The sequence below is a fragment of the Clostridium sp. AM46-21 genome (assembly GCF_003480025.1).
Classification (GTDB): Bacteria; Bacillota; Clostridia; order Lachnospirales; family Lachnospiraceae; genus Coprococcus; species Coprococcus ammoniilyticus.
Map to the genome: position 1 here is coordinate 19600 of NZ_QUIB01000007.1, position 25320 is coordinate 44919.

19 protein-coding genes are annotated in these 25320 nt (G+C 43.1%); 5 read left to right on the forward strand and 14 right to left on the reverse strand.

Annotated features, from left to right (window positions below; translation table 11 throughout):
* The first annotated feature begins 259 nt into the window (after positions 1-259).
* Complete coding sequence (pap, locus tag DW959_RS06160; protein ID WP_118615672.1) at positions 260-1732, forward strand: polyphosphate:AMP phosphotransferase; 1473 nt, start codon at positions 260-262, stop codon at positions 1730-1732.
* Here pap and DW959_RS06165 read toward each other — a convergent pair.
* The 5 genes from DW959_RS06165 to DW959_RS06185 form a co-directional block, all read right to left on the reverse strand.
* Positions 1729-4488, reverse strand: coding sequence for a CDP-glycerol glycerophosphotransferase family protein (locus tag DW959_RS06165; RefSeq protein WP_118615674.1), 2760 nt, complete (start codon positions 4486-4488; stop codon positions 1729-1731). The genes pap and DW959_RS06165 overlap by 4 nt on opposite strands.
* Before the next feature lie 115 nt (positions 4489-4603).
* Positions 4604-5692 carry an NAD-dependent epimerase/dehydratase family protein gene (locus DW959_RS06170; protein WP_117822375.1) on the reverse strand — a complete coding sequence of 363 codons (1089 nt, stop codon included), beginning with the start codon at positions 5690-5692 and terminating at the stop codon, positions 4604-4606.
* Between the two features lie 111 nt (positions 5693-5803).
* Positions 5804-6262: a LicD family protein gene (locus DW959_RS06175; RefSeq protein WP_118615676.1), complete on the reverse strand. Its 459-nt coding sequence runs from the start codon at positions 6260-6262 to the stop codon at positions 5804-5806.
* Positions 6163-6615 carry a LicD family protein gene (locus DW959_RS06180; protein WP_207664457.1) on the reverse strand — a complete coding sequence of 151 codons (453 nt, stop codon included), beginning with the start codon at positions 6613-6615 and terminating at the stop codon, positions 6163-6165. The genes DW959_RS06175 and DW959_RS06180 overlap by 100 nt, the downstream gene beginning before the upstream one ends.
* Positions 6616-6734: 119 nt before the next feature.
* Positions 6735-7460 carry an HAD hydrolase-like protein gene (locus tag DW959_RS06185; protein WP_118615678.1) on the reverse strand — a complete coding sequence of 242 codons (726 nt, stop codon included), beginning with the start codon at positions 7458-7460 and terminating at the stop codon, positions 6735-6737.
* A gap of 230 nt (positions 7461-7690) precedes the next feature.
* Here DW959_RS06185 and DW959_RS14545 point away from each other — a divergent pair, with 230 nt between their 5' ends.
* The 4 genes from DW959_RS14545 to DW959_RS06200 all read left to right on the forward strand — a co-directional run bounded on the left by DW959_RS14545 (position 7691) and on the right by DW959_RS06200 (position 11430).
* Positions 7691-8233: a hypothetical protein gene (locus tag DW959_RS14545; protein WP_243023358.1), complete on the forward strand. Its 543-nt coding sequence runs from the start codon at positions 7691-7693 to the stop codon at positions 8231-8233.
* Positions 8230-8817: a hypothetical protein gene (locus DW959_RS14550; protein ID WP_243023359.1), complete on the forward strand. Its 588-nt coding sequence runs from the start codon at positions 8230-8232 to the stop codon at positions 8815-8817. The genes DW959_RS14545 and DW959_RS14550 overlap by 4 nt, the downstream gene beginning before the upstream one ends.
* 249 nt (positions 8818-9066) lie before the next feature.
* Positions 9067-10965: an oligopeptide transporter, OPT family gene (locus DW959_RS06195; RefSeq protein WP_021944659.1), complete on the forward strand. Its 1899-nt coding sequence runs from the start codon at positions 9067-9069 to the stop codon at positions 10963-10965.
* Between the two features lie 150 nt (positions 10966-11115).
* Positions 11116-11430, forward strand: coding sequence for a PqqD family protein (locus tag DW959_RS06200; protein WP_173784022.1), 315 nt, complete (start codon positions 11116-11118; stop codon positions 11428-11430).
* Here DW959_RS06200 and DW959_RS06205 read toward each other — a convergent pair.
* From DW959_RS06205 to DW959_RS06235, 9 genes are all read right to left on the reverse strand, one after another.
* Complete coding sequence (locus DW959_RS06205; RefSeq protein ID WP_118615680.1) at positions 11422-13899, reverse strand: RNA polymerase sigma factor; 2478 nt, start codon at positions 13897-13899, stop codon at positions 11422-11424. The two genes, DW959_RS06200 and DW959_RS06205, sit on opposite strands and share 9 nt — an antisense overlap.
* A 63-nt stretch (positions 13900-13962) precedes the next feature.
* Positions 13963-14091 (reverse strand): hypothetical protein, encoded by a 129-nt coding sequence (locus tag DW959_RS14850; RefSeq protein ID WP_278286976.1) that lies wholly within the window; start codon positions 14089-14091, stop codon positions 13963-13965.
* Positions 14092-14200: 109 nt separating this feature from the next.
* Entirely contained in the window at positions 14201-15289 is a 1089-nt protein-coding gene (locus DW959_RS06210) for a fibronectin type III domain-containing protein (RefSeq protein WP_118615682.1), read from the reverse strand.
* Positions 15290-15319: 30 nt separating this feature from the next.
* Positions 15320-15673 (reverse strand): hypothetical protein, encoded by a 354-nt coding sequence (locus DW959_RS06215; protein ID WP_117808056.1) that lies wholly within the window; start codon positions 15671-15673, stop codon positions 15320-15322.
* A gap of 311 nt (positions 15674-15984) precedes the next feature.
* On the reverse strand, positions 15985-17775 hold the full coding sequence (locus tag DW959_RS06220) for an RNA polymerase sigma factor (protein ID WP_182430059.1): 1791 nt from the start codon (positions 17773-17775) through the stop codon (positions 15985-15987).
* A gap of 75 nt (positions 17776-17850) precedes the next feature.
* The gene (locus DW959_RS14150; RefSeq protein ID WP_156782874.1) at positions 17851-18015 is read right to left on the reverse strand and encodes a hypothetical protein; all 165 of its coding nucleotides are present in this window, start codon (positions 18013-18015) and stop codon (positions 17851-17853) included.
* 192 nt (positions 18016-18207) lie between these two features.
* Complete coding sequence (locus tag DW959_RS06225; protein WP_118615695.1) at positions 18208-19299, reverse strand: hypothetical protein; 1092 nt, start codon at positions 19297-19299, stop codon at positions 18208-18210.
* 231 nt (positions 19300-19530) lie between these two features.
* Complete coding sequence (locus tag DW959_RS06230) at positions 19531-23823, reverse strand: leucine-rich repeat domain-containing protein (RefSeq protein WP_118615697.1); 4293 nt, start codon at positions 23821-23823, stop codon at positions 19531-19533.
* 209 nt (positions 23824-24032) lie between these two features.
* Positions 24033-25253, reverse strand: a complete 1221-nt coding sequence (locus tag DW959_RS06235; RefSeq protein WP_118615699.1) for a hypothetical protein — start codon at positions 25251-25253, stop codon at positions 24033-24035.
* Positions 25254-25320 lie beyond the last annotated feature (67 nt).

The following is a 25320-nucleotide window of genomic DNA, read 5'->3' on the forward strand; positions in this document are numbered from 1 at the left end:
ATTGATATGCATGGGATACCTTTAACATTACCAATCAGGGGACGCTTCCGCTCGTTTTCCCGCTGTGTAACTTCGAACTAACCTCGGATAAACCTCGGTAAGGTCTCAGTTAGGTCTGCAACGGTACTAAGATGCCGCTAATGCGCCATCTAAGGACCGGCGACCTCAAATGCCCCTGTATTGGTAAGTTAAGATATCCCAACGCATAATTCACACAATATAAAAAATTAATTTCATTATTACACAGGGGGTGTTATGTATGTTGAATAATCGAATTATGAAGGAAAAGCCATCGGACGAGGAAATGAATACACGGTTAAAGGCTTTGCAGAAAAAGCTGGCGGCGCAGACGCTGGCTGTCCGGGAACACAAGCTTCCGGTCATCGTTCTGGTAGAAGGCTGGGGTACTTCCGGCAAAGGCAGTCTGGTCGGACGGATCATCAACAATATCGATCCACGTTTTTACCGGGTTGCATCGCTGGAAAAGGTCAGAGAAGAGGACAGGCGGAAACCATTTCTTTGGCGATTTGTAAAAGAGATACCGGAAGCCGGCAATTTTGTCTTTATGGATTCTGGCTGGATGGATCAGCTTACGCGTGAATACGCACACAAAGAATTGTCAAAAAAAGACTACGAGCTTCGAATTGCCAATGTTCGGAGATTTGAACGACAGCTGACCGATAACGGCTATCTGGTTGTCAAATTCTTCCTGAACATCTCGAAAAAAGAACAGAAGAAACGAATCCGGACGCTTGCCGATGATCCTGCAACCAAATGGAGAGTGACCGATACTGACCTAGCACAGAACAAACATTATGACAAATACATGGACATCTTTGACAAATTCTTAGATGCTACCGATTCTTCCCGCGCGCCATGGTATATCATCGATGGCCGCTCCAAGAAATGGGCGGAGCTTCAGGTTCTGGAAATCCTAACCGAGGGAATCGGTGTTGCCCTACAGAATCATTCACTGGCAGTTCCGATCCCGCAGAATGTATTCCCTCTTATGGACATGCCGAAGCTGTCAGATATCTCTTTACAGGACAAGACGGTATCTGATGAAGAATATTCCAAACGTCTGAAAGAATTACAGGGAAAACTTCGAGAGCTGCACAACAGCATTTACCACAAAAAGATTCCTGTCATCATTGCATACGAAGGTTGGGATGCTGCCGGAAAAGGCGGCAATATCAAGCGTGTAACGGAAGCATTAGATCCTCGCGGTTACGAAGTATTTCCGATCGCAAGTCCTCTTCCGTATGAAAAATCCCGACATTTTCTCTGGCGTTTCTTCACCAGGCTTCCACGCTCCGGTCATGTAGCTATCTTCGACCGAACATGGTATGGCAGAGTCATGGTAGAACGGATCGAAGGATTTTGCAGTGAAAATGACTGGAAACGTGCTTACAACGAAATCAACGAATTTGAAAAAGAACTGTATGACTGGGGTGCTGTGATCATCAAATTCTGGATACAGATTGATAAAGACACTCAGCTTGAACGATTCACGCTGCGTCAGAATACACCGGAAAAACAATGGAAGATCACAGATGAGGACTGGCGGAACCGTGAAAAATGGGATCAATACGAAACAGCCGTCAATGAAATGCTGCAAAAAACAAGCACCACCTATGCTCCATGGCACATCATCGAATCAGTCGATAAAAAATATGCCCGGTTAAAAACCCTGGAGATCATAGTTGATGCTATAGAAAAAGCTATATCTTAATGAATCTTTGTCTTCTGGTAGTCGATCATGACATCATAGATCCGTTCACAGTTGTCATGGTCGTCAAACCGGAAGAAATCATCGGCACGTCTGCGGTACTCCGGTTTCATCTCGCAGTTATTCTGCATATAAGAGATCAGAACATCGATCAATTCGTCGTTGTCCTCACAGATCTCGCCAAATCCCATCGTATCATAGTGGAAGGTTCCTTCCTCATAATGCTTCGGTATATCGTGATGGTGCAGGTAGACCACCGGCTTACGCATATAAGCGAAATCGAACTGAACACCCGAGAAATCCGAAACCATCAGACTGGATTCCCGGAACACCTTCTCATAATTGACACCGGAATGTCCATGAACGGCAACCGCCGGAATGATCTCTACCGAAGGATTCTTATCAAAATCATCGATCTGCGGGCTGACGATCGGATGCAGTACATAGACGATCTTATAATTATATTTCTGTGCCGCAGCGATCAGACGCTCATCATTAATAAGGCTGTTATATACCTGATAATAGGTTGTCTCCTTAAAAAGTGGATTGTAGTCACGGCTCACACCCTCATTCTTTGTAACCGGAACTGCTGCCTGCATCCGCCAGGTCGGAGATAACAGGATCTGCCGTTTATCTTCATTTATGAGTCCATCATAACGCGGTACTCCGGTCAGCTTCAATGCATCATAACCCTCATAGCCGTAGATCGGCTTCGACAGATTTTCAATCTCATATTTGGATGCACAGAAATACAACCGTGTATTATCTCTCAACCGGTTCTGCGCAACTGCAATCTTCTGGATAGACATACCATGCTGGACACAGGCTACATGGAAGTTCATCAGATCACGGATCAGTGCCGAATTGATCGTACCGAAATCATTAAATGCGTAGACGGTAGAGTTTGACACGATCACCATATCCGCATACAAAAATGCATACCGGTGCTTGATGCTTCTCCGTTTGACCGGCTTCATACCTTCGCGTTCCAGACGTGCATAATCTTCCGATGCCCCATCTGCCAGATAATAGCATTTGATGCCATCCTTCTTGCTTCTTGCATATTTGTACATGTATTCTGCGGAGTCCCCCGCCTTATATATCTTATCAAAAAAGAGCCAGATCGGACGATGCTTTAAAACCGGCTTTGCCTTTAAGAACGCCCGGACAATGATAAACTTAATAACCTTCTTCTGTCCGGTTGCAAACATATCCCGCCATAACGTCAGTTCTCTGCCTGCGATCTTCCCATGCTTTACCGGATCAACCTTCATGATATTGGCTTCTGTCTTATACATATACAGCTTCTTATTGATCTTCCAATAGCTGTGATGGAAACGGTCACACAAACGGCTGAAATGAGAATCGAATTCCAGAGTGACCGGAAGATCCTCTACCGACATTCCCATCGTTTCACCATTTTCAAAGACATCCGCCCGGACTCTTGTTACATAAGCCAATTCTGTTTCCTGTCCATATGGAAGCTCCACCCGGATCGTAAATGCCCGAAGCTTGAAGATCGACATGCCAAATGCTTTTGTATGTGCATACCGCTCATTATATTCTGCCGGATAGAAGCGGTCACCGACCAGAACACCAAACTCTGCTCCATTCATCAAAAGAATAGGCGATAAACGTCCTTCGATCGTAAGCTCTGTGTGATCCTCCATATCTTTATTGTCCATAAACTGAATGTCCGCCGTCGGCTTCGTAAGCTCTCCAATCTGGATATCATTATAGCTGTAGCAGCCATCTGTAAAATCAAATTCCAGACCGGTGTCCTTATACTTTAAGATCAGCAATACCCATACCAGGCAGTCTTCATTCTTCATATCCACATGGTATCCCTGATTCTCACAAATGATCGAATCATCTATATAAGAGAGCACTTCCCCAAGCCTCCACAAAAAAGCCTCGCCGTCGGTCTCTTCAAATAAATGCTTGTTCAGGTTATCGAGATTTGCCTGGATCATATATTTTACAATGAACAGTGCATGCTGCATAACAAGCATCTGCAGGGTTTCCTGATGGATGGACATTTCCTTTAACCATTCGATCAGCTGATCAACGGTATCCTTATACCATGCCCGGTCATAGATTCCTTCAAAAAAGGTCTTATCCCCTTCAAAGCTGTTTTTCAAAGTATAGTCAACACCATCGATATAATAGAGTTTCTCATCCAGACAGGCTCTTGCCTGAACCGCAAGCAGCCATTTTAATACCGGAAATGATCCCTTTACCAGAACGTCCTCCAATGTATGCGCAGGGCTTCCGAATGTCACATTTGCATCCTGTCCGGCATTCTGTATTCCGGCAGAACTACCCTGTATTCCGGCATCTGCGATCTCCATTAACTGATTTAACAGGCTTCCCTTAAACACCATACCGAATGGTGTAAATCCGTGCAGGAATCTTAAAATCTCCGTAGAGATCACCCCATTTATAAGCTGCTCATAGACACCATGAAATTCCTGATCTCTGTCCAGCTTCTGTGCAAGCCAAGGCGCATGCTTTCCTTTCTCGCGATATGCGGAAAACGGTGCATACATGATTCCCTTCTTGCTGTTCCTGCTCGGTCCGTATTTCTTCGGCAACAGAAAGATATCTCCGTTCCTGTGGTCATCAACAAAGGTCACGATACGCGCAAAATCCTCATCTGAAAGGATATCGCCCTCTTCCATCAAAAGGAACATCCCCTGCTCATCAAATTTTCCATGTATACTGAAGCTGTCCGCTCCGACTACGATCCTGTTTACCAACTGCCACGTCCTCCTGTTTTCTTTATCCCAGACTTTCCTGTAATGCAAATAACTGCTGCTACCATAGAACAGATCGTCCCCTGCAGCAGCAGTTTCTGCTTATTTCTTCCAATCTTTATCTTGTATACTCCATGCTCTTCATCATGCGGGTATACATTTCCTCCAGACCGATCACCGGCTTCCAGCCAAGTGCCTGAAGTTTATCTGAATTCAAGCGCATATTTACATCCGGTGCATAGCCAAATGTCATGGCGCTTTCCGGTATGTCAAATACAACCTTGATCTCATTATTTGCCAGTTTCTCTGCAACCATCTTTGCCATATCTCCGATCGTGATATGTGCTTCCGGATGCGCTACGGTATAGGCTTCACCATCATTTCCCTTTACAAGAAGGAGCAGAATACCCATAACGGCATCTCTGGTGTAGCAGTAATTACCAACGGATTTTCCGGCTGTGTGCAGAACAATATCCGTCTTATTCATAGCAGCCTTTGCGAACTGTGCAAATACACGATTCTCTTCATAGCTGATACCTGCGCCAAATGTCTGTGACAGTCTTGCAATACGAACCGGCAGCTTATACTCACTTGCGTAAGAAGAACACATACATTCGCAGAGACGTTTGCCCTCCGGATAACAGCTTCTTGGATTGTGGATATCAATGTATCCCAGATCATCTTCTTTTACATATGGCTTTTCAGGATCCGGTGCACCAAATGCTTCCATTGATGATATATATACAACACCCTCGGACTGCTTCTCCTTACCAAGGTCTAACATATTCTTTGTACCATTTACCGCAGTCATGATCGTCTCCACCGGATAGTCCACAAAGAACTTGGATGCTGTAGGGCTTGCTGCATGTATGATGTAGTTGATCTGTACTTCTGAGATCTTCTTGCCATTTGACAGGATTACAGTCTCATCGGTAACCGGATCTCCAACATCGCCGATCACATACACCAGCTTATCCTTTGCAAATTCATCATAGATCTTGTCTGCCTTTTCTGCATTTCTGACAAATGCATAGATCGTGATATCAGCATTCTTTACTTCGTTCATCTTAAGCAGTGCCTTTACGATCTGTGAACCAACCAGTCCGGTTGCTCCTGTGATCAGGATGGATTTGCCGTATAATTTCTCATAATCTCCACCTGCATTTGCAATATACAACAGGTCCTCTTCTAAAATCTTATCTTTCATTTTTATTTCCTCCTGAATGATTTTTATTTATTTTCGTCTTGATATGGAAAACACTTGTACTATTCATGTTGTCCACCGTTTACTCTGTTCCTTATACAAATATCTATATGCTTACTCTACCTGATACATTTTGATAATGTGAGCTTTCCGGTCTTCTTCTGGCGGAAGCTTCATATAGTCGCCGTAAAGGGATGTCAGGTAATAGTCTGTACAACCCGGTGCGATCAGCTCTCTGCCGCCAAATGTCACCTTCACAGGCTTCACATATTCTTCTCTCGGCATCTTCTCCTGCGGACCATAGCCACAGGCAATGCCTCCTACATATTTGCACGATTCAAAATCATACTGCGTACATAGCCGTATCAGCTTCTTCACGGTCCGCTTCTTGCCCCAGATCAGATGTGCAAATGGCTTTAAGACCGGCTTCACGATCCTCTTGACCAGATTGCCACCCCGGCCGGTCTTCATCTTCAGATACTGTATGATCCTACGGTACCAGAGTGCTTTTTTATAGATTTTCTCAATCTCTGCATCATCATCCGGCAGTCCATCCATCGGGAAAATATCCATCCATAAATAGATGTCATATTTGTCCTCGTATAATATTTGTCCAGTCTTGTCCTCGTATCCGCAAGCTTCGTATATGGCTCATCCAGATTGCCAAGGCTTGCTGACAGGAACTTATGCTCCGGCAGAAATGGCTGCTCTTTGATCACTTCCTGCAATCTCTCATAATCCGGTCGTGGCATCAGAATGTCGATATCATCATCCCACGGAATAAAATCCTGATGTCTGACTGCTCCAAGCAGCGTACCACCACACAGATAATACCGCAGCCCATGCTTCTCACACAGATCATGGAACATGAACACCATTGTTTTCTCACGCTCATGGATATCCTCAAGCGTCAATAATTTTCTCACGTTTTCGTCTCCTCTTTTATGTATATGCCTGCATTTGCCTTCTATATACCCTTAATATCCTTATGAATACCCATTAAAAGTCTCCTTATAATATCAAAAGGGCTTCTGTCTGATCTCTCTTACAATGTCAGGAGCTCCTCCGGACGGCTGATGATATATTCCGCACCAGCTTTTTCAAATTCCTCACGGTTTCCATATCCATACAGAACACCGACCGTATCAATTCCGCAGGCATGTCCGCCATCAATGTCAAACATCCGGTCACCGATCATAACGGCATCCTTTTCATGTATCTGTGTCTTAACCTCTGGCTTGGAATCGTCCATCATGACTGCCTCTTCCCAGTCTGCCTGTGGCATATCCGTACCTTCCACATCGGCTTCCTTCAACCGCTTCAGGCACTCCGCGATCAGCACCTGTTTGTCCGATCCGGTTCCATCCGGATTGCTTCCTACAACGACATCAAAGTACTGTGCCAGATCGAATTTCGCCAGTATCTTCTTCGTTGGTTCTGTCGGTTTGGAGGTCGCCACTCCGATCTTCGCACCTTTTTCTTTTAAATCCTTGAGTGTCTGTGGGATGCCATCATAGATAGATGTCTCATACAGACCTGTCACATTGTATCGTTCTCTGTACTTCGCCACCAGCCAGAGTGCCTGATCGTGGTCAACATGACATTTGGATGTAAAGGAATCGTACAACGATGGTCCGATAAATGTCTTTAACACTTTCTCCGATGGCTCCGGCAGTCCGGCTGCATCCAGAGCATAGCGGATGCAGTTGAGAATGCCCGGCTCGGACTGGCTTATTGTGCCGTCCAGGTCAAATAAATAGTATTTATACATAGTGTTGCCTTTCTATCCGTTCAAAATTCACGCCACCATTGTAGCATAGATTGTTTTTTCCCTCAACAACATTGATGTAATCTTGGGTTATGGGGGGATAAACAGCAAAAATTACCGAAAGTTACATCCAGACATACCATTTGTTACATTGGCAGTCTTTTTCCTCTTTTTTCTGCTATGCTGTTCCTGTCGACAAAACAGGCGCCGGAAAATAACGAGGAATGAAACTTATGTATAACCAAAACAACAATAATCACCTTCACAAGCAACCGGTATCAAACGAAAAAGTTACCAACTACAACCATGCCAGTCAGCCAGCCAATGGTTCTCCAATAGACATCCACCAGCTTTTTCCTGCCCGCACAGAGCAGGAATGTCTCGCGGAGCTTCGGAAGCATCCGCGAAGTTACTTTGCATATCAGAACATGTCGCCAGAATGGAAGAACCGCTTTCTTGGATTTATGGAGGGTACGAAAACTCTGCCTTTAACCTACGATCCATTTTTCAAGAAGCTGTTCAACCCGGACATCTATCCCGAGCGGTTGTCCAGTCTCATCAGCAGTATCATCGGCACAAGGGTGACGGTTCAGTGTATCCTGTCAAACGAAGACAGTATGCTGCCGTCCACCTCGCTCCTGCTTCTGGATATCCTTGTCCAGTTGGAAGATGGCTCAATCGCAAATGTGGAGATCCAGAAGATTCCCTACGCTTTCCCGGGAAACGTATGTCCTGCTACTCCTCCGATCTCATGCTGCGTCAGTATACAAGAGTGAAAAGCCTGAAAGGAAACGCCTTTACCTACAAGGATCTGAAAACGGTTTACACGATCGTGATATATGAAAAAAGTCCGAATGCATATCTGACTGATGCATTATCCGATATCTACCTGCACCACGGCAGAACTGTTTTTGATACCGGAATCGAACTGAAGCTTTTACAGGAATTCTATGTGGTTGCCCTTGACGTTTTCTGTGAAAGTAAGTATGCTAAAGATATTAATGAATTAAATGCATGGCTGTCATTACTGACTGCCCAGTCGGTTGACGACCTTGCTGCACTGGTATCTGACTATCCATGGATGGAAGCTATCTGTAAGGATATGTCTGAATATATGTATGATCCGGAGGAGGTAATCACCATGTTTTCAGAAGCACTTCGAATGTTAGATGAGAATACGGTTCACTATATGATCGATGAACTACAAAAGGAACGGGATGAAGCAGTAGCTGCTCTGTCTGAAAAAGATGCCGCTCTATCCGAAAAAGACGCTGAAATTGCGGCTGTTCTTTCTGAGAAGAACGCAATGCTTTCTGAGATCGCAGCTTTAAAAGCACAGCTTGCCGCCCTCAATAAATAAACTATTTTATAACAATAACACATAAAGTAAAAACGCCTGCTGGCTGTATCCATGGAATATACGATATTCCTTAGGTACAACCAGCAGGCGTTATTCTTTAAACACATCCTACCTGTTTCCTTCTATTTTATTATTTCAGCTTCCATGTCTTGACATATCTGATGAAGCTCTTTTTTCAGATTTTCTGTGTATGTTTCTGCCAGACTCTGTACATACTAGTGGCATAAAACTATGATTTGAGGGTTGTATATGAAACAATTTAAACCATATATTCCGGCAGACCGGGTGATGCCGGAGCTTACGCCGACATCTGTGATCCTTGGGATCATTCTGGCAGTTGTGTTTGGTGGTGCAAATGCATATCTTGGCTTAAGAGTCGGCATGACTGTATCCGCTTCGATTCCTGCTGCCGTTCTTTCTATGGGTATTGTGCGCATGATCATGCGCCGCGATTCAATTCTTGAAAATAATATGGTTCAGACGATCGGCTCTGCCGGAGAATCTCTGGCTGCCGGAGCTATCTTTACGCTGCCAGCCCTGTTCATGTGGGCAGATGAAAATCCCGACATAAAACCTCCATCTTTTCTGATGATTGCATTTGTCGCCATCTGTGGCGGACTGATCGGTGTTCTGTTCATGATCCCACTTCGTACCGCTCTGATCGTAGAAGAACATGGTACACTTCCATTTCCGGAAGGAACTGCCTGCGCTGAAGTACTGCTCGCCGGAGAAACCGGCGGTCACAAATCCACGCAGGTATTTTCCGGGCTTGGTATCTCCGCTGTCTATAAATTTATTGCTGATGGTCTGCATTTATTTCCAAGTGAGATCACATGGACGATTCCTGCCTATAAAGGATCGGGCTTCGGCATGGATGTTCTCCCTGCACTGGTCGGTGTCGGCTATATTTGCGGCGCAAAGGTTGCTTCGTATCTGTTAAGCGGTGCTGTACTTGGATGGTTTGTTATCATGCCTTTGCTCGTTCTTGTTGGAGGTGACAACATCCTGTTCCCCGCTTCCGTTCCGATCCGCGAACTGTCAGTCGATCAGTTATGGGGAAATTATGTGCGGTATATCGGCGCAGGCGCGGTGGCAGCCGGCGGAATCTTCAGCCTGCTAAAATCATTTCCGCTGATCGCATCCACATTTGCCAAAGCCCTGAAAGGCTTCGGACATACAGATGGAAATTCGCGAACATCCAAAGACATTCCGCTTCCTTATGCAATCGGCGGTATCCTGATCGTAGCATTTGGTCTGAGTGCATTTCCGGATATTCCGATCAATCCGGTCACATCCATTCTGATCATTATTTTTGGATTTTTCTTTGCAACCGTATCTGCAAGAATGGTCGGTGTCGTCGGCTCTTCGAATAACCCCGTGTCCGGTATGGCGATCGCAACCCTGCTATTTGCAACGATCCTGTTAAAGCAAGCCGGCATAGCAGGATACCGGGGTATGACATCTGCCATCTGCATCGGTACTGTTATCTGCATAATTGCAGCCATGGCAGGAGACACCTCGCAGGATCTGAAAACGGGGTATATCGTCGGTGCAACACCATATCTGCAACAGATCGGCGAACTGATCGGATCGATCGCATCCGGTCTTGCGATTGGCGGTGTTCTCTATCTGTTGAATGCAGCATGGGGATATGGTTCTACCGAGCTTCCTGCTCCGCAGGCAACCCTTATGAAAATGGTCGTTGAAGGTGTTATGAATGGCAATCTTCCATGGGGACTTGTTATTGTCGGCATTTGCATTGCTGTCGTTGTCGAGATCTTAGGTATCCCGGTTCTGCCATTTGCCATCGGACTGTATCTTCCGATTTACCTGACAGTTCCGATCATGATCGGTGGTCTGATCCGCCTTTTCGTGGAGAAACGCCGCTTGGCCGATGAGGGTTCACGCGAAACCGTCCGTAATAACGGTATCCTTTTCTCCTCCGGTATGATCGCAGGTGAAGGGCTGGTCGGAATCCTGCTTGCCGTCCTTGCCGTATTTGGCGTAAGTGATCGGATCAATCTGGGACTTATGGGATTCCATCTTGGAAAATGGGGCGGCTGCCTGTTCTTCCTTGCCCTGCTTTTCAGTATGATCTACATGATCCATAAAACGAAGGATAAACAATCATCCAATAACACACTTTAATATCTTCACCCGGAAAGGATTTATTCTCTCATGCAAAAATATAATATACAAAATGTCATTGCAAAACAGAACCATAATCGTAAAGATACCCTCTCGCAATTTTTTATAAAAAGATCAAAATCCGGTTTTCTTTCCCATACTGCAAACTATATGGACAAAATCCCCTGCATCAATCTGAATTATACATGGGAACAGTCGCCCGATGGAATTATTGTGATCGAGATGCCGCATACCGGTTTTTATCACAAGATCGCCCAGAAATATTTTCACAAACCAAAGAAAAGCCATATCAGGCTTGACCGATATGGCAGTACCTTATGGGTTCATATAAATGGCGACAACACGGTATTCAATCTGGTATCCATCATGGAAGAACAGTTCCCCGAAGAAGCTCCTGATATGTTAAAACGTGTTATCGCCTTTCTTGAAACGTTGGAGAGAGTAAGGTTTATCTATTTACTGTAACCCTGTGCTGAAATATCCTTTTTCCTTATCTACATTATAAATGGCATAGCAGTCAAGGGCATCCGGTATCGGGACATTGTAATAATGAAAGCCCAGCCAGTTCTTCATTCCATCCGGCATATCTGCTGTCGGTGCACCCGGAAGATACACTGTAAATGTCGTTCCACCCGCAATTCCGTAAAGCTCTGTAAATGTGGTTTTGTATCCGTTATCATTTGCAACCACTTTACCGATCTCATCATCATACTTTAAAGTGTCCAGCTCCATTGTGTAAGTATATTTATCAACCTGTTTAATATTCTTAAATGATCCGGAACCGCTGGACGTTGATCTGCCCTCATAATTGCTATCATAATAAGATGCCGTAAAGGTTCCGTCCGGCTTGATATCCATACCGGCTCCCCATGCACCTACTCCACTCGTCAGAATAAATTCTTCCGGCAGATCCTCAGGCAATGTCACTGCTACCTCTCCGGCATTTCCGGCAGAGATTTCTTTCTTATCGGCAGATTTCTCCTGCTTTTTGTCAGATGCCGTTTTGTCCGTTTTTTTCTGTGTGATCTTTCCCAGATATTCCATAGCCTCATCATAAGTCATAGCGGTATCATCCAGCGTACCAAGAACCTCCTTGGCTTTATCCTTGCCCTGTCCATTATACATTAACAAGGTATCAAAATTCTTCTGTAATTTCTTTACCTGCGTATCATACTTATCCTCTGTGATCTCAGAACCATTCTTTTGACATGTGACAACAGTTGCTGAATAATCGTCATTCGGACCTTTCCTTCTTGTCCAGGTTGTTGACTTCTGAAGCATGCCGGAATCATCTACCGTGAATTTGATATAACTGTCTGTATAACTCTCATCTCCGAACCCACTATATGCATATAAGGTTCCCTTCTTAGTCGTAAACAGATAATAACTGGTTCCGGAAGCAGCATTTATATCCCAGCCACCATATTCTTCCATATCCGTTCCAAAGATTCTCTTTGCTTTTGTTCCGTCAAAGCTATAAATATCCATCTGTGCAATTGAAGCTTCGTTATGTTCTGATCTTACCAGGATCATCTCCGGCACACCATCACCTGTAACATCGGCAAATACGATCGGCGTCTGTTCTTCTTTTGCAGCCTTTGTGGAATAATCATATTCATACTGCCAGTAATAATTGTCGATCTGTGTCTTATAGGATTCAAGTACCTCTTTGTATGCTGCTTTATAAAGACTTTCATCAATGGCTGCCTCTGTCGTTACCTCTGTTGGTTCTTCCGTTGTAACTTCAGTGGTTTCCTCTGCCTTTGTTGTCACCTCTGTTGTAACAGTATCATCACTTGCTTCCGAAGCGGCTTCTGTTGTTGCATTCTGATCTTTCTTCTTATCCTGTGAGTGCTTATATGCAAATCCTGCTCCGACCGCACCTCCTACCAGGGCAACGGAAGCGGCTGCGATCACGATCTTGCCTGTTACCGTTTTTATAAATGCCTGCTTTCCAACTGTAGCTGCGATAGCCTTTCCGCCTTCTACTGCCCCCGCAGCCGATCCGGCAGCTCCTGTCTGTGCTGTTCCTCCGGCTACTTGTCCAGCAGTTTCTCCTGCTATCTGGGATGCTCCTCCGGTCATCTGTCCGGCGGTTCCTCCTGCTATCTGGGCAGCCCCGCCTGTAACATTGCCCGCCATCTGCATAGCACCACCATGAATGATGCCGGCTGCAACATTTCCACCAAGACCTGCCATCTGCTCAAATACATGCGTAACGATCATATTTCCACGTTCTGCCATAAGCAGATATACAAGAAGACACATCGGTGTGTAGCTGTAAAGCTTGTAGCCCTTCTTCTGAAGCTCCTCTGCCTTTGCCTTGATATTCTTACGTCCATAATTCAACCTGGACTTTACGGTATTCTCCGAACAACCCAATATGGTCGCGATATCCCTGATGCTGTAGCCCTCCAGATGGAACATCAGCACACAGACCCTCTGTTCATCCGACAAGGAATCGATCAGCTCATGCACCATATCCTGTGTTTCCTGTACCGTACATGCCATTTCCGGCTGTGTGCTCATATTCTCATCTTCCAGATTGTATTCGAAGACATCCCCTTCATCATTTTCATTCTGCAGATCAGAAAACAGAACTGCCTGCTTCTTCTGAAGTGCGTTAAGCGCTGTATGTGCTACGATCGTACTCATCCATCCCGGAAATGCATTTGCATCCTGCAAACTATCTAATCTGGCAAATGCCTTTATATATGCATCCTGCAGGACATCCATCGCATCCTGTTCATTCTTCATATATTTCATTGCAATGTATAGCTTATTCCTGTATGTGTTCTCATATAAGAATGTAAAGCCTTCTTCCCGTCCTGCCTTCGCCTGCTCCACTGCCTGTGTATAATCGACACAGCTGCCACAAAACGGACAGTTGTATTCATTCCCCTGTAAATCATTTCCACATGTTCTGCACTTCATGTTATCCTGCTCCTCCTGCTTTTTATCTAATCTCTGTAATTATTGATTCTTTTTAACCATTATTTATCTGGACTGCCTGTCGTGCTCGATCCGTTCAAATAATTCTTTCTTTTGCTCTGGATCGTCCGGCAGCTCCTTTCGTTCTTTTCTTAACAATGCAACAAACGCGCACACTGCCTTCCACACATCCATATATCTCACCTCCTGTTTATTGGACAGATCAGGTGGGTAAAAAGTTTTAAGTTTTTGGATATTTTTTGCTTTATTATAGCATACCACAAAATCAGGATAACATTATATTCTATTTCTTTATCTTTACAGTCTTATATTTGCTCCATACAGAGTAACATTTCTTCTCGCGGGAACCTGCCTTTACATAAGAACGGACACGAACATAATAAGTCTTGCCTTTTTTCAGATCCCAGAATGTACAGTTATTGTAATTCTTAAATGGCGCATCATATACTTTCTTATTCTTTTTAAATTTCTTATCCGTTGCGATCTGGATCTGATATCCGGTCGCCTTGTTCTTGCACTTCCATGTTACCTTTAACTTTCCGGATGAAAGATTCTTTACCTTGTTTACAGTGGTCTTCGGAACATCTGTAAATGTCGTCTTAAATGTATACATTCCGGCATAATTTGGATCAACACTATATGGCCAGCCTTTGGTCATCGTGATGTAGTAGGTTCCCTTTGGCAGGAAAAATGTGTATTTTCTGGTTCCCGGTGTAACACCCGTCTGAATATAGTGAATGTCACCATTCGTATTCTCGATCACAACATTCATTTCCTTGATCTTGCTGTTGATCTGAATGTTCATGTACTGGTTCTTTGTCATCTTCATCTTATAGATATCTGTTGTCTCGTTAAATGCAAACTGTCCTTTATAGGTCGTACCTGCCTTATAGGTAAATGCCATCGTTTTCTCATCGTTCTGTGACAGCCATGCCTCGGAACGTGTCTCGCCGGATGCCTTGTATGATGCGGTAAATGTAAACTTGCAGCCGGTATAAAAACCTGCACACAGTGATAATTTATAATCACCTGCTAATAATTCTGCCTTATAGCTGCCATTTCCTTCACTGACTGATGCTGTATAGATCTCATTATCATACATATCGCTGACTTTTATATAATTAAGCCCGGTGTGGGTCTTTCCAATTTCCTCCGTCGCAATCGCAAGAGAAAATGTACCGGATTTCTTCATCGTAAATGTATACTCATATGTATTCTGTGCATCCTCCAGCTCGCCACTGTAACTCTGTCCCCATACGATCTGCTGTGGACTGTTTAACACCTCTGCGGATACCTTTCGTGCAGGACTTACTGCACACATCATCACCATTAAAATTACTGCTAACATGATCTGTTTCATTTTTCTACTCATAATAATCTGTCCTCTCTTTCTACATTCTTTTTACTCAACTACTTCAACATCCATCATCTGCTCTTTGTATGCCTTACGGATCGGGATGATCGGCAATCCGATAAAGACCATGATCGAGATGAAGAAGGATACCATACCTGTAACGATGTCATATGGAAATGGTACGATGAGCCAGCCCCATTTTGCTATCTTGCCTGCCATTCTCACCGCAGTTCCAAACCCTCCGAAGAAGTAGGAAACAATGCCTGCCATAACTCCATACCCCATCATAGACATCGGGATCCTGCCACCAAAAATACCGGAAAGGACAAATCCTAAAACGGTTAAACAGGTTGCTCCCAATGCGATGTACTGTGCGATTTCGATTCTTTTCATTTTCTTCATTTTTTATTCTCCTTTTCTTTATCTGAGGAGCATTTTTTATCCGGAAATTCATCCATAAAAAATGCAACCTCTGTATCGTTTCACCTATATGACACAGAGGTTGCAAAAAAGTTTTATATTTTTTGAAATTTTTTAAAAATTTTTTCAGACACCATTTTTTAAGTATAATCGGAGAGTTTTTGGAAATACAATCGGAGAGATTCGGTATTTTCAGTCGGAGAGTTTTTTTATAGAATGAACTTTCTCTTATAAAATAAAATGCCTTCGACTGATTCTTAAAAAACAGCCAAAGGCACGCTAATAATTTTTTATTATTTGCTCTCTTTAAAATATTTCAATGCATCTGCATAGGACATTTCACATCCGTCACTTACTCCTCCTAAATTTCGACCTGCCGTTATATTTCCTGACGAATCTCTGTTAATATCTGCCAACTGATCATATATGCCATAAGGAGCTGTCGCCGCCATGTTCTTCAGAACCTCACTATCCACTTCTTGATATATTTCGTCGCGTTTTGTCTGATATTCCTCCCAGGCCACAGATATACCATCCCGTTCTGCAACCGGCACCGTTTCTTCATCCCCCACTTGTTCTGCATGACAGGTCCAGACAATCGGTTGTAAGCTATCTCCACGAGAAGTAGCCACATCGAATTCTATCATCTTATCTATGACACCAATCTCTGTATTATCACTTTGTCCATCGCTGCAAAGTATATACATCCGGCATCCATTTTCTGAAACTTCTCTAGCGCAAACTAATACATATGGTGTTCCTTCTGATCCCCATTTGTCCCGATTCTCATCTGACCTTGTATCAAGTTCTCCACTATAGACCTGTATTGCTTCATTATCTATATATGTATATATATAAAGATCAGCTTTATTCGGATCTGATTCATCCTGTACCGCAAAGATCAGTTCAGGAGTATCATCTCCCATAATATCAGCAACAGTAATCGCTCTGGATTCTCCTACCAACGTCGGTTCATTCTCCCGCATCTGCGAAGTTTGCCAGCCATAATCCTGAATTTCCTGTCTATATTCCTTCAGCACCTCTGTATATGCATCCTGCCAGGTGTTCTGGTTGTGATTGTATATTGCTACACCGGCTGCTCCTCCTGCTACTGCCACTCCGGCTGCCGCCATTGTGATTTTTCCTGCTACTGTTTTCAAGAAGGTCTGTTTTGCCGCTGTAGCTGCTGCCGTCTTGCCTCCTGCGGCTGCACCTGTTCCCGCTGCCGACCCTGCAGCTCCGGCGACTCCGGTACCCCCGGCTGTGGCTGCACTTCCGGCAACAGATAATGCGCCTGCGGCACCACCATGAATCAACCCGGCACCGACTACACTTCCAACACCTGCCAGCTTGTCGAAGGTTCCTGCTACCAGCATGCCTCCACGCTCTGCCATCAGCAGATAGGTAAGAAGCGCCATAGGTGTGTAGCTGTACAGCTTGTAACCCTTCTTCTGAAGCTCCTCTGCCTTTGCCTTAATATTCTTCCGTCCATAATTCAATCTGGACTTTACTGTATTCTCTGAACATCCAAGAACTGTCGCAATATCTTTTATACTGTATCCTTCAATGTGGAACATCAGCACACACATTCTCTGTTCATCAGACAATGATCCGATCAGCTCCTGTACCATTTCCTGTGTTTCTTTCGTTGTACATGCCATCTCAGGCTGGGCTGTCATGTTCTCATCTGCGATCGAATATTCAAATGTCTCTCCATCCTGATCTTCTCTCTGCATATCCGAAAAATTCACTGTATGGCGATCTCTCAATGCATTCCTTGCGGTATTTGCAACGATGGTACTGAGCCATCCCGGAAATGAATTTGCATCCTGAAGACCGGAAAGCCGTTCAAATGCTTTCACATAGGAATCATGCAGAACATCCATCGCTTCATCCTCATTCTTCATGTATTTCATCGCAATATACAGCTTATTCCGATATGTCATCTCATACAGATAGGAAAAGCCTTCTTCCCTTCCGGCTTTTGCCTGCTCCACCGCCTCTGTATAATCAACTGCCGCCCCACAGAACGGACAGTTATATTCATTTCCCTGCAGATCATTCCCACATGTTTTGCAAATCATTTGTAGCCTCCCACACGCCTGTTTTTTCATTTTTGTATACTTTTAATAGAAATATGTCAGATCCGTTTTCTCTGTTTAGCCTATTATAGCCTTTACTGCACTAACATCCAGATTTGTTATCTCAACAATCTGATCCAAAGAATAGCCTTTCTTATGCATATTCAGTACAATCTCTGTTCTTGCCTTCTCTTCACCTTTAGCTTCACTTTCTTCCTTGATACCCTGACTTAAATTACACATAATACTCACTTCCTTTTCTACCACGTCTCACCGTCTCTCCAGATTTCATTGTAACGTAGTTCACAGGGGATAGCAAGATGAAGAAAATAAAGGCAACAAAAAACTGACATGAGGATCAGGTATCTTTCTTCCGAAAATATGATGATCCATATGTCAGTTTTTGTACTTATTTATGTAGGGTTGTATTTATTATTATTTAATCTTAACAGTCTTAACCTTACTCCAAGAAGAATAATAATATTCATCCGGAGTACTACCATAATTATCAATCTTCACATAAGAACGAACACGAACATAATATGTTCCTTTTTTCAAATCAACCATATACATTCCTGTATATTCATCCTGCTTTGTCTTTTTGCCCTTTTTAAACTTTTTGTCTCTTGCAATCTGGAACTGATAGCCATCTGCCAATGAATTTTTCTTACACCGTATATACATCGTCTTATACTTATTATCCGGTTTTGTTTTAGTAATAGTTGGCTTTGGTATTGCAGTTACAGAAGTTCTAAAGGAATACTTACCTGTATAATGATAGTCCGTTGCATAATTTACACCACCTCTGAACTTGACATAATATGTACCCTTTGGTAAAAATACTCTGTATTTATGAAGTCCCGCTTCAATATCTGATATACTAACATTCCGACTGCCACTTGTGTTTACCAAATTAATGTTCAGTTCACGGAGCTTACTAGATACCGTCAGATTCAGATACTGACTTTTTGTTACTCTCATCTTATAAATATCTATATCATCATTCAACGCTAACTGTCCTTTTACAGATTTACCAATCTTATAAGAGGTTGCTGTTCCCATCTCATTATTCTTTGCCATTGCATGCTCGGACTTCGTTTCCTTAGATGGCTTAAATGATGGTGTAAATGTAAAATTACAACCATCCATACCACCCTCCATGCCTATTCTTAATGTATAATTACCTGCCAGCAAATCCAGCGATAAACTACAATCTCCCACATTATAAATCTTGTATACTTCTTTTCCTGTTTCGTCCAAAACTGTTATTTTACCCATACTGGTAAATGCATATCCAGCATCCGATACCTGAAATACAAAGGTGACATTTCCGGATTGTTTCAAAGAAAATGCATATTTATAACATTTACTGGTCTCTGTACTGCCACTATACGAACTGCCCCATTTCAGTTCTGGTCCCTCTGTTGTTCCTGCTGCAGATGCCTTCTGCACTGGCATCACTAACATTACGAATGCTGCTGCCAGCATTACAATTAACCCTTTCCATAAACTCTTGTTTTTCATCATCTTTCTTCTCCTTTTCATTTTTTTATTACAACAAATATTTACAGATGCAAGAGAAATATTTTATTTTCCTGCCTTCTACTATATAAGACAGGGGCAAATGGAAAAAGGTTTTAAAGTTTTCAAATTTTTTAAAAATTTTTTCACCTTGACTCATACTGTCCAGATAAAACGAAAACGCCGTCTGTAATATTCCTACCACAAACGGCGTCCTTTGCTTTTACTGTTATTTTGTTATTTTGTTACCTTGACCTTGGAAGATAAGCCTTTGCTCTTAAACAGCTTCTGATAAGAGGAAACCTTCTTCTTAGGTACCTTGATCGTTGTAACCTTGGTAATACCCTTAAACGCATTTTTAGAAAGCTTCTTTGAGGTTATCTTTGAAGACTTAATTGTAATTGTCTTCAGCTTCTTACATCCGCTAAATGCCTGATCTCCAATCTTCGTTGTCTTCGCCGGAAGCGTAATACCGGTAAGAACCTTACAGCCCTTAAATGCATTTGCTCCGATCTCCGTTACATTCTTGCCAATTGTGATAGTTTTAAGTTTTATCGCTCCGCTGAAAGCATTCTTGGAAATCTTACTAACATTGCTTCCGATTGTAACCTTTGTTACCTTCCTATTATTCTTGAAAGCACCCTCTGCAATCTGTGTTACTTTGTATTTCTTACCTCTGATCTTCACGGTTGCCGGAATGCTGACAGTCTTAGCCTTTTTATTTACAGGTGCTTTATATGCAACTGTTTTCTTGGATGTGCTTATAACCTGAACCTTTGCAGCTTTACTGTCATCAGAAACCACATCCCCCTTCTTGAGCGGTTTTACTATTGGTTTTTCCGGTGTCGGTTCCTGAAGCTTTGCGATTGGCTCTGTTCTTGTCTTTTTGCAGACGCTGCAGGTATATGTCTTTACACCCTCTGTCTTTGTAGTTGGCTGTGTTGTAACCTTTCCTTTATCCCATGTATGTCCGGTTGCCTTCAGTTCTTCTGTATCTATAACCTCATTACACTCGGTACATCTATATGTGATAGAACCATTTTTCTCACAGGTTGGCTCAACTCTTGTTCCATTATCTTTGATATGTTTTGTATGTGGTGCCTTAACCTTGATTATTACTACATATTCGTCAGATGTATATGCTCTTTCTTCTGTATAGGATGTTACTGTAATTGTAGTCTCACCGCATCCCGTTATAGTAACTTTACCGGTCTCATCTACAGCAGCAACCTCCGGAGCAGCCGAAACATACCGTAATGCAGAGAGCTTGGATTCAAGCGCTGTATCCTTTAAAGCCACATCCAGTGTAAATGCGCTATCGCCAAATACCTTCTCATAAGTCTCCGTACCGGTTAATTCAAGTCTGGTAGTCGGAAGAACCGTTACCGCAATCCTCTTTGTTGTAGTGCCCTTACCTGTACTTGCAGTGATAATGGTCGATCCCTTGCCTAACGCAGAAATGGTAATTCCATCACAAGCAGCTATCTCTTCGCCGCCTTCTGCAACCTTATAGTCAATAACATCTGTTGATCCATCGTTAAGTTTGGCATCGATCCAGATCTTCTCGCCCTTATAAAGCGTCACCTTATATTCACCGGCTGATGCATCCCACGCAAAATCATCAGAATCGGAAGTGATCGTAATACTGGTTCCCTTTACATACTTTGTTAATGTAACATTTATGGAATGTGATAATTCAGAATCTGCATAGTAGTTTACTGCACTATCCTTAATTGTTACATTAACAGCGATTTCTGCTGTTCCTGCCTTTGAATAGGATGTATCATAAGCAGTCGTGATAACTCCGTTTGATACATTTGCCACGATATTTGACTGATCGGATATCTTCTTATAAGATACAGTATATTCATCTGCTGCAAGGCCTTCGATCTCGCCAAATTCTATCTGAAGCTCATGCTTTACATCATTCTGAACTGTAAATTCATTTGATCTTACAAGTGCATCGATATCCGTAAGCTTCGCTTTTGCAATTGTAAATGTTGCTTCCTTACTGTTTGTAGTATGAATACCATCACCCTTGATCGTAAGTCTACCGGTACCGGCATTCACATTCTCACCATACTCTACCGTATACTGATCGTCCGGAACAACTGCGCCATCGATTGTAACTTCGATATTTTCCTTATCCGGTGTCTGCTGCGTTCCATCATAGGTATATTCGCCATTTACTGCTACTGCTGCCTCTGCAAGATCATAGTATAAGGTTGGCTGTGTGATCACTATTGTATACTGGATCACTACTGTTTTTGCTTTATCTACATATATATCTGCTACATATGTTGCCTCAACCGCATTCTGTCCGACTACCTCACTTGATACAAAATCGATCTGACCAACTGTATTGGTAAATCCCTGTACCTGAAGACGGATCTTATCCTTCAGTGCTGAGATATCACCGACATTCTTACCTAATGCAAACTTAACAACATGCTCCTCATTATCTACATCTGTAGCAACAAATGATTCGCCGCCCGCAGTAAGTGTGGTCTTTCCCTTATTTAAGCCTGCAAAATCAAATACAGTTATCTCATAGGATGCTGTAATATCATCACTGTATCTGTCATCTGCAATATACTGAAGTGTTACCGTCTGTGCAGAAACGCTGTTCATATCATAGCCTGTAACCTTCAGCTCTTTATCAATATCAACCGGTGCAGTCTTCTTATTCTTATAAGTCTTTACCACCTTCAGACCATTCAGATCAAACTCTGCCCCTTTGGCAAATGCTGTCTTATTTGGGAAACGTTCGATGCTGATCGATTCTACGGTTGATTTTGCTTTTACTGCAAATTTTATCGTCTCACCACGATATTCAGATACCGATAATACTACATTGTACTCTCCTGTTTCCTGATTCTTTGTAACATAACTGCTGTCATTTATAATGGACTTGCCATCCAACAGGATATCTGTGATCTGGAATCCGTCATGTGCAACAATGTTATTAATTGCATATGTACCGGTAGTAGTATCCTCTAGGCTGGACTCATCAATGATCAACTGATTCTCTGCAAGATTACCCTTTGCATTGTAGGTTACACCATCATCAATATCCAGATCAAGGTATACTGCAATCTCCCCCTCTTCCGGAGTCTGATTCTTTCCCTTTGTGATAACACCATTTCCGGTATATTTACCATTCATAAAGAACTTACCGTAAATATTAGCATTTTCTTCCAGATTAAGAGAACCGTTCAATACAATGATACCATATTCGGAATCCATCGCCATTGTTCCCTTAACTGTTAAAGTACCATTGATGATTAACTGTGCATCACTGTCAGCTGCCCAAACAAGCGCACCCGGAAGTACATTATCATGCTGTGGATCAACTACAAGTTCAACGTCCTTAGGAATGATCAGCTTGGATGATGACGGTAATTCTAATGTTGTTCCTGCTTTAATATGTGTACTCTTGCGAATGGTTGCTGTTCCATAAACCTCATATGTCTTTCCTACGAACAGAACAGAGTTAGAAACAGTTCCCAGAACAGGAACATCCTCTGCCTTTGCTCCACAGATATTATCACCGATAATTGTAATATCAGAAGCAGATGAGCCATTCAGTGCTCCTACTGCAATACCATTTTCAGCACTGAGGTTGACTGTTGCATCTGTTAAGACATTTACGTTCTTAACATCTCCTGCATAAGCACCGATTGCCGGACCATTTGCAGCAATAACTATAAGCTTTCCTTTTGTCTCAACGACCTCGCCGATAATATTAATATCCCTTGTCTCTGAATTCAGACCGGCTCCGATACCGGCTCCATTTCCTCTTGCTCTGATACTAATAAAACCTGTATTTGAAATATTAATATTTGTTGCCTCTGATACAGTATCTGTTGCTCCGGAACCAATACCGGCTCCGTTTTCTGTACCATCGACAGTCAGATTTCCTGCATACTCTAAATAAATATTGATATTATCAACGGATGCATTCTTACCGGAACCGATACCGGCTCCGTCTGTTCCTGCTGTTACCGTTACAGCTACATTTCCTGAAATGTAAATATCGGAGGCTGCACCTGCCAGACCGGAACCGATACCTGCTCCATTTGCTCCACCAACTGCTGTTACAGTTCCACCTGATATCATAATATACGATACCTTTGCATTTGCTCCCGAACCAACACCGGCTGCATCTGTGCCGCCTGTTGCTTTTTTTACAACACCGCCTGTTACCTTAATCTCTGTTGCTTCTACATCAGATCCGGAACCGATACCGGCTCCACCGTCTCCACCGGTCGCTATTACAGTTCCTCCTGAAATGGTAATACCGGAAGCAAGCTTTGCTTCATCATTTATGTAAGCACCGGAACCAATACCGGCTCCGCCAATATTTTTAGAACCGATCGTTCCACTTCCCGCTGTTGCATTTACGATTCCGCCTGCAATCTCGATATTGGCAGCATCAGCATTTGCACCGGAACCGATACCGGCTGCTCCGTTTGCACCAATTGCTGTTACGTCTGCATTTTCTGAGATCCGGATGCCATCAACCGGCATATTGTACTGAGAACCGATACCGGCTGCTCCATATGCTGCATAGCTTTCATTTGATGGCTGTGATCCCCTTGCTTTTATAATTACATTTCCATTTATCTCAATATTTGAAACAACCTTTAAGGTTTTGTCTGTACCACCACCGATACCGGCTGCTCCATATGTCGCATTGTTACCGGCAGTTGCATTTATAGTACCTTTCGTCGTAGAAGTCAGTACCAGCTTACCGCTCCATTCTTCTGGATCGCTGCATAAGCTCCCGATGATGTCAGATTGTTTGTTCCGTAAGCAGTGATCGTCACGGTCTTACCCTCTGCCGGATTTACTGTGATCGCTGCCCCCTGAGTATTCCGTGTGATCGTCAGACTACGGATCGCAAGATTCACATCAATATCCCCTGCTGCCTTGATCTGACCCTTCATAACCTTACCGGATTTTGTTCCGAACAGGATCATCTCCTTATCAGATTTGATCGTAAGTCCATCCGTCTCCGAATAAGAATAGTCATCTTTTGTTGCTGTTTCCGCTGTGCTCTTTACTCCAAGCCAGAGTCCATCCTCCAGCTTCGTGTATTTGTCATAGCCATATGGATCAGCGATCGTATTTGTAAATGTACCATATGCTGTCTCCATACCGGATTTTGACACCGCATATTTTGTAGTATTACTTCCTACCTGATACATACCGGTATTATCATATGAGATCGATACGCCGGATGTCTTTGACTCTACATATCCCCTATGATATTCACCATCAAAAGTAATCCTTATATCATTTGGAATCACATAAGGTGCTCTCTTACAATAAAGATAAATATATGCACCTCCGGCATTTTTATTGAGATCTCCATCAATCTTGTTCCAGTTGCTGTCAACATTCTCGACCCTCTCTGCATTCTGGCTTTTAAGACTGCTTCCTGAATTTCCTCCGGCATACTGCAGCTTTTTATCAGTGTCATTCCAGATACCAAGTGATGAGATTGGATCTCCAGCATTCCTGTCCTTTGTTGCATAGATGTAGATATAACCGGATTTTGAACCTACACCATCATTCAGGTCACCCGTCTTTCTCTCAACGCTATATCCGTCAAGACTGCTTGAAGTACCTGAATTATTCTGCCATACAGACCATATCCTTGTATATGCCTGTGCCGGATCTGTGGTCGTCTTTACCCAGATGTATTCATCTGAACCTTTACCACATCCCCTGTTTACATTTCCCGCATTTCCATCAATAGACAGTCTTGTATATCCTGCATAATTGGCACCAAATCCACCGGATTTAATATCACAGATATACAGTGTCTGACGTGTCGCCGCTTCCGACTTTATATTCGGAAAAAAGTTACCGATACCTGCAACCATTGCAAACACCATAGTTGCAGCCACTACCACTGACATGAAACGCTTCACAAATTTAATTTTCTGTTTCAATCTTATTTCCTCCTTTTTATTTTTTTATATAAAAGAGCCAAATGCTCTTATATATTAAAGCGTCTGT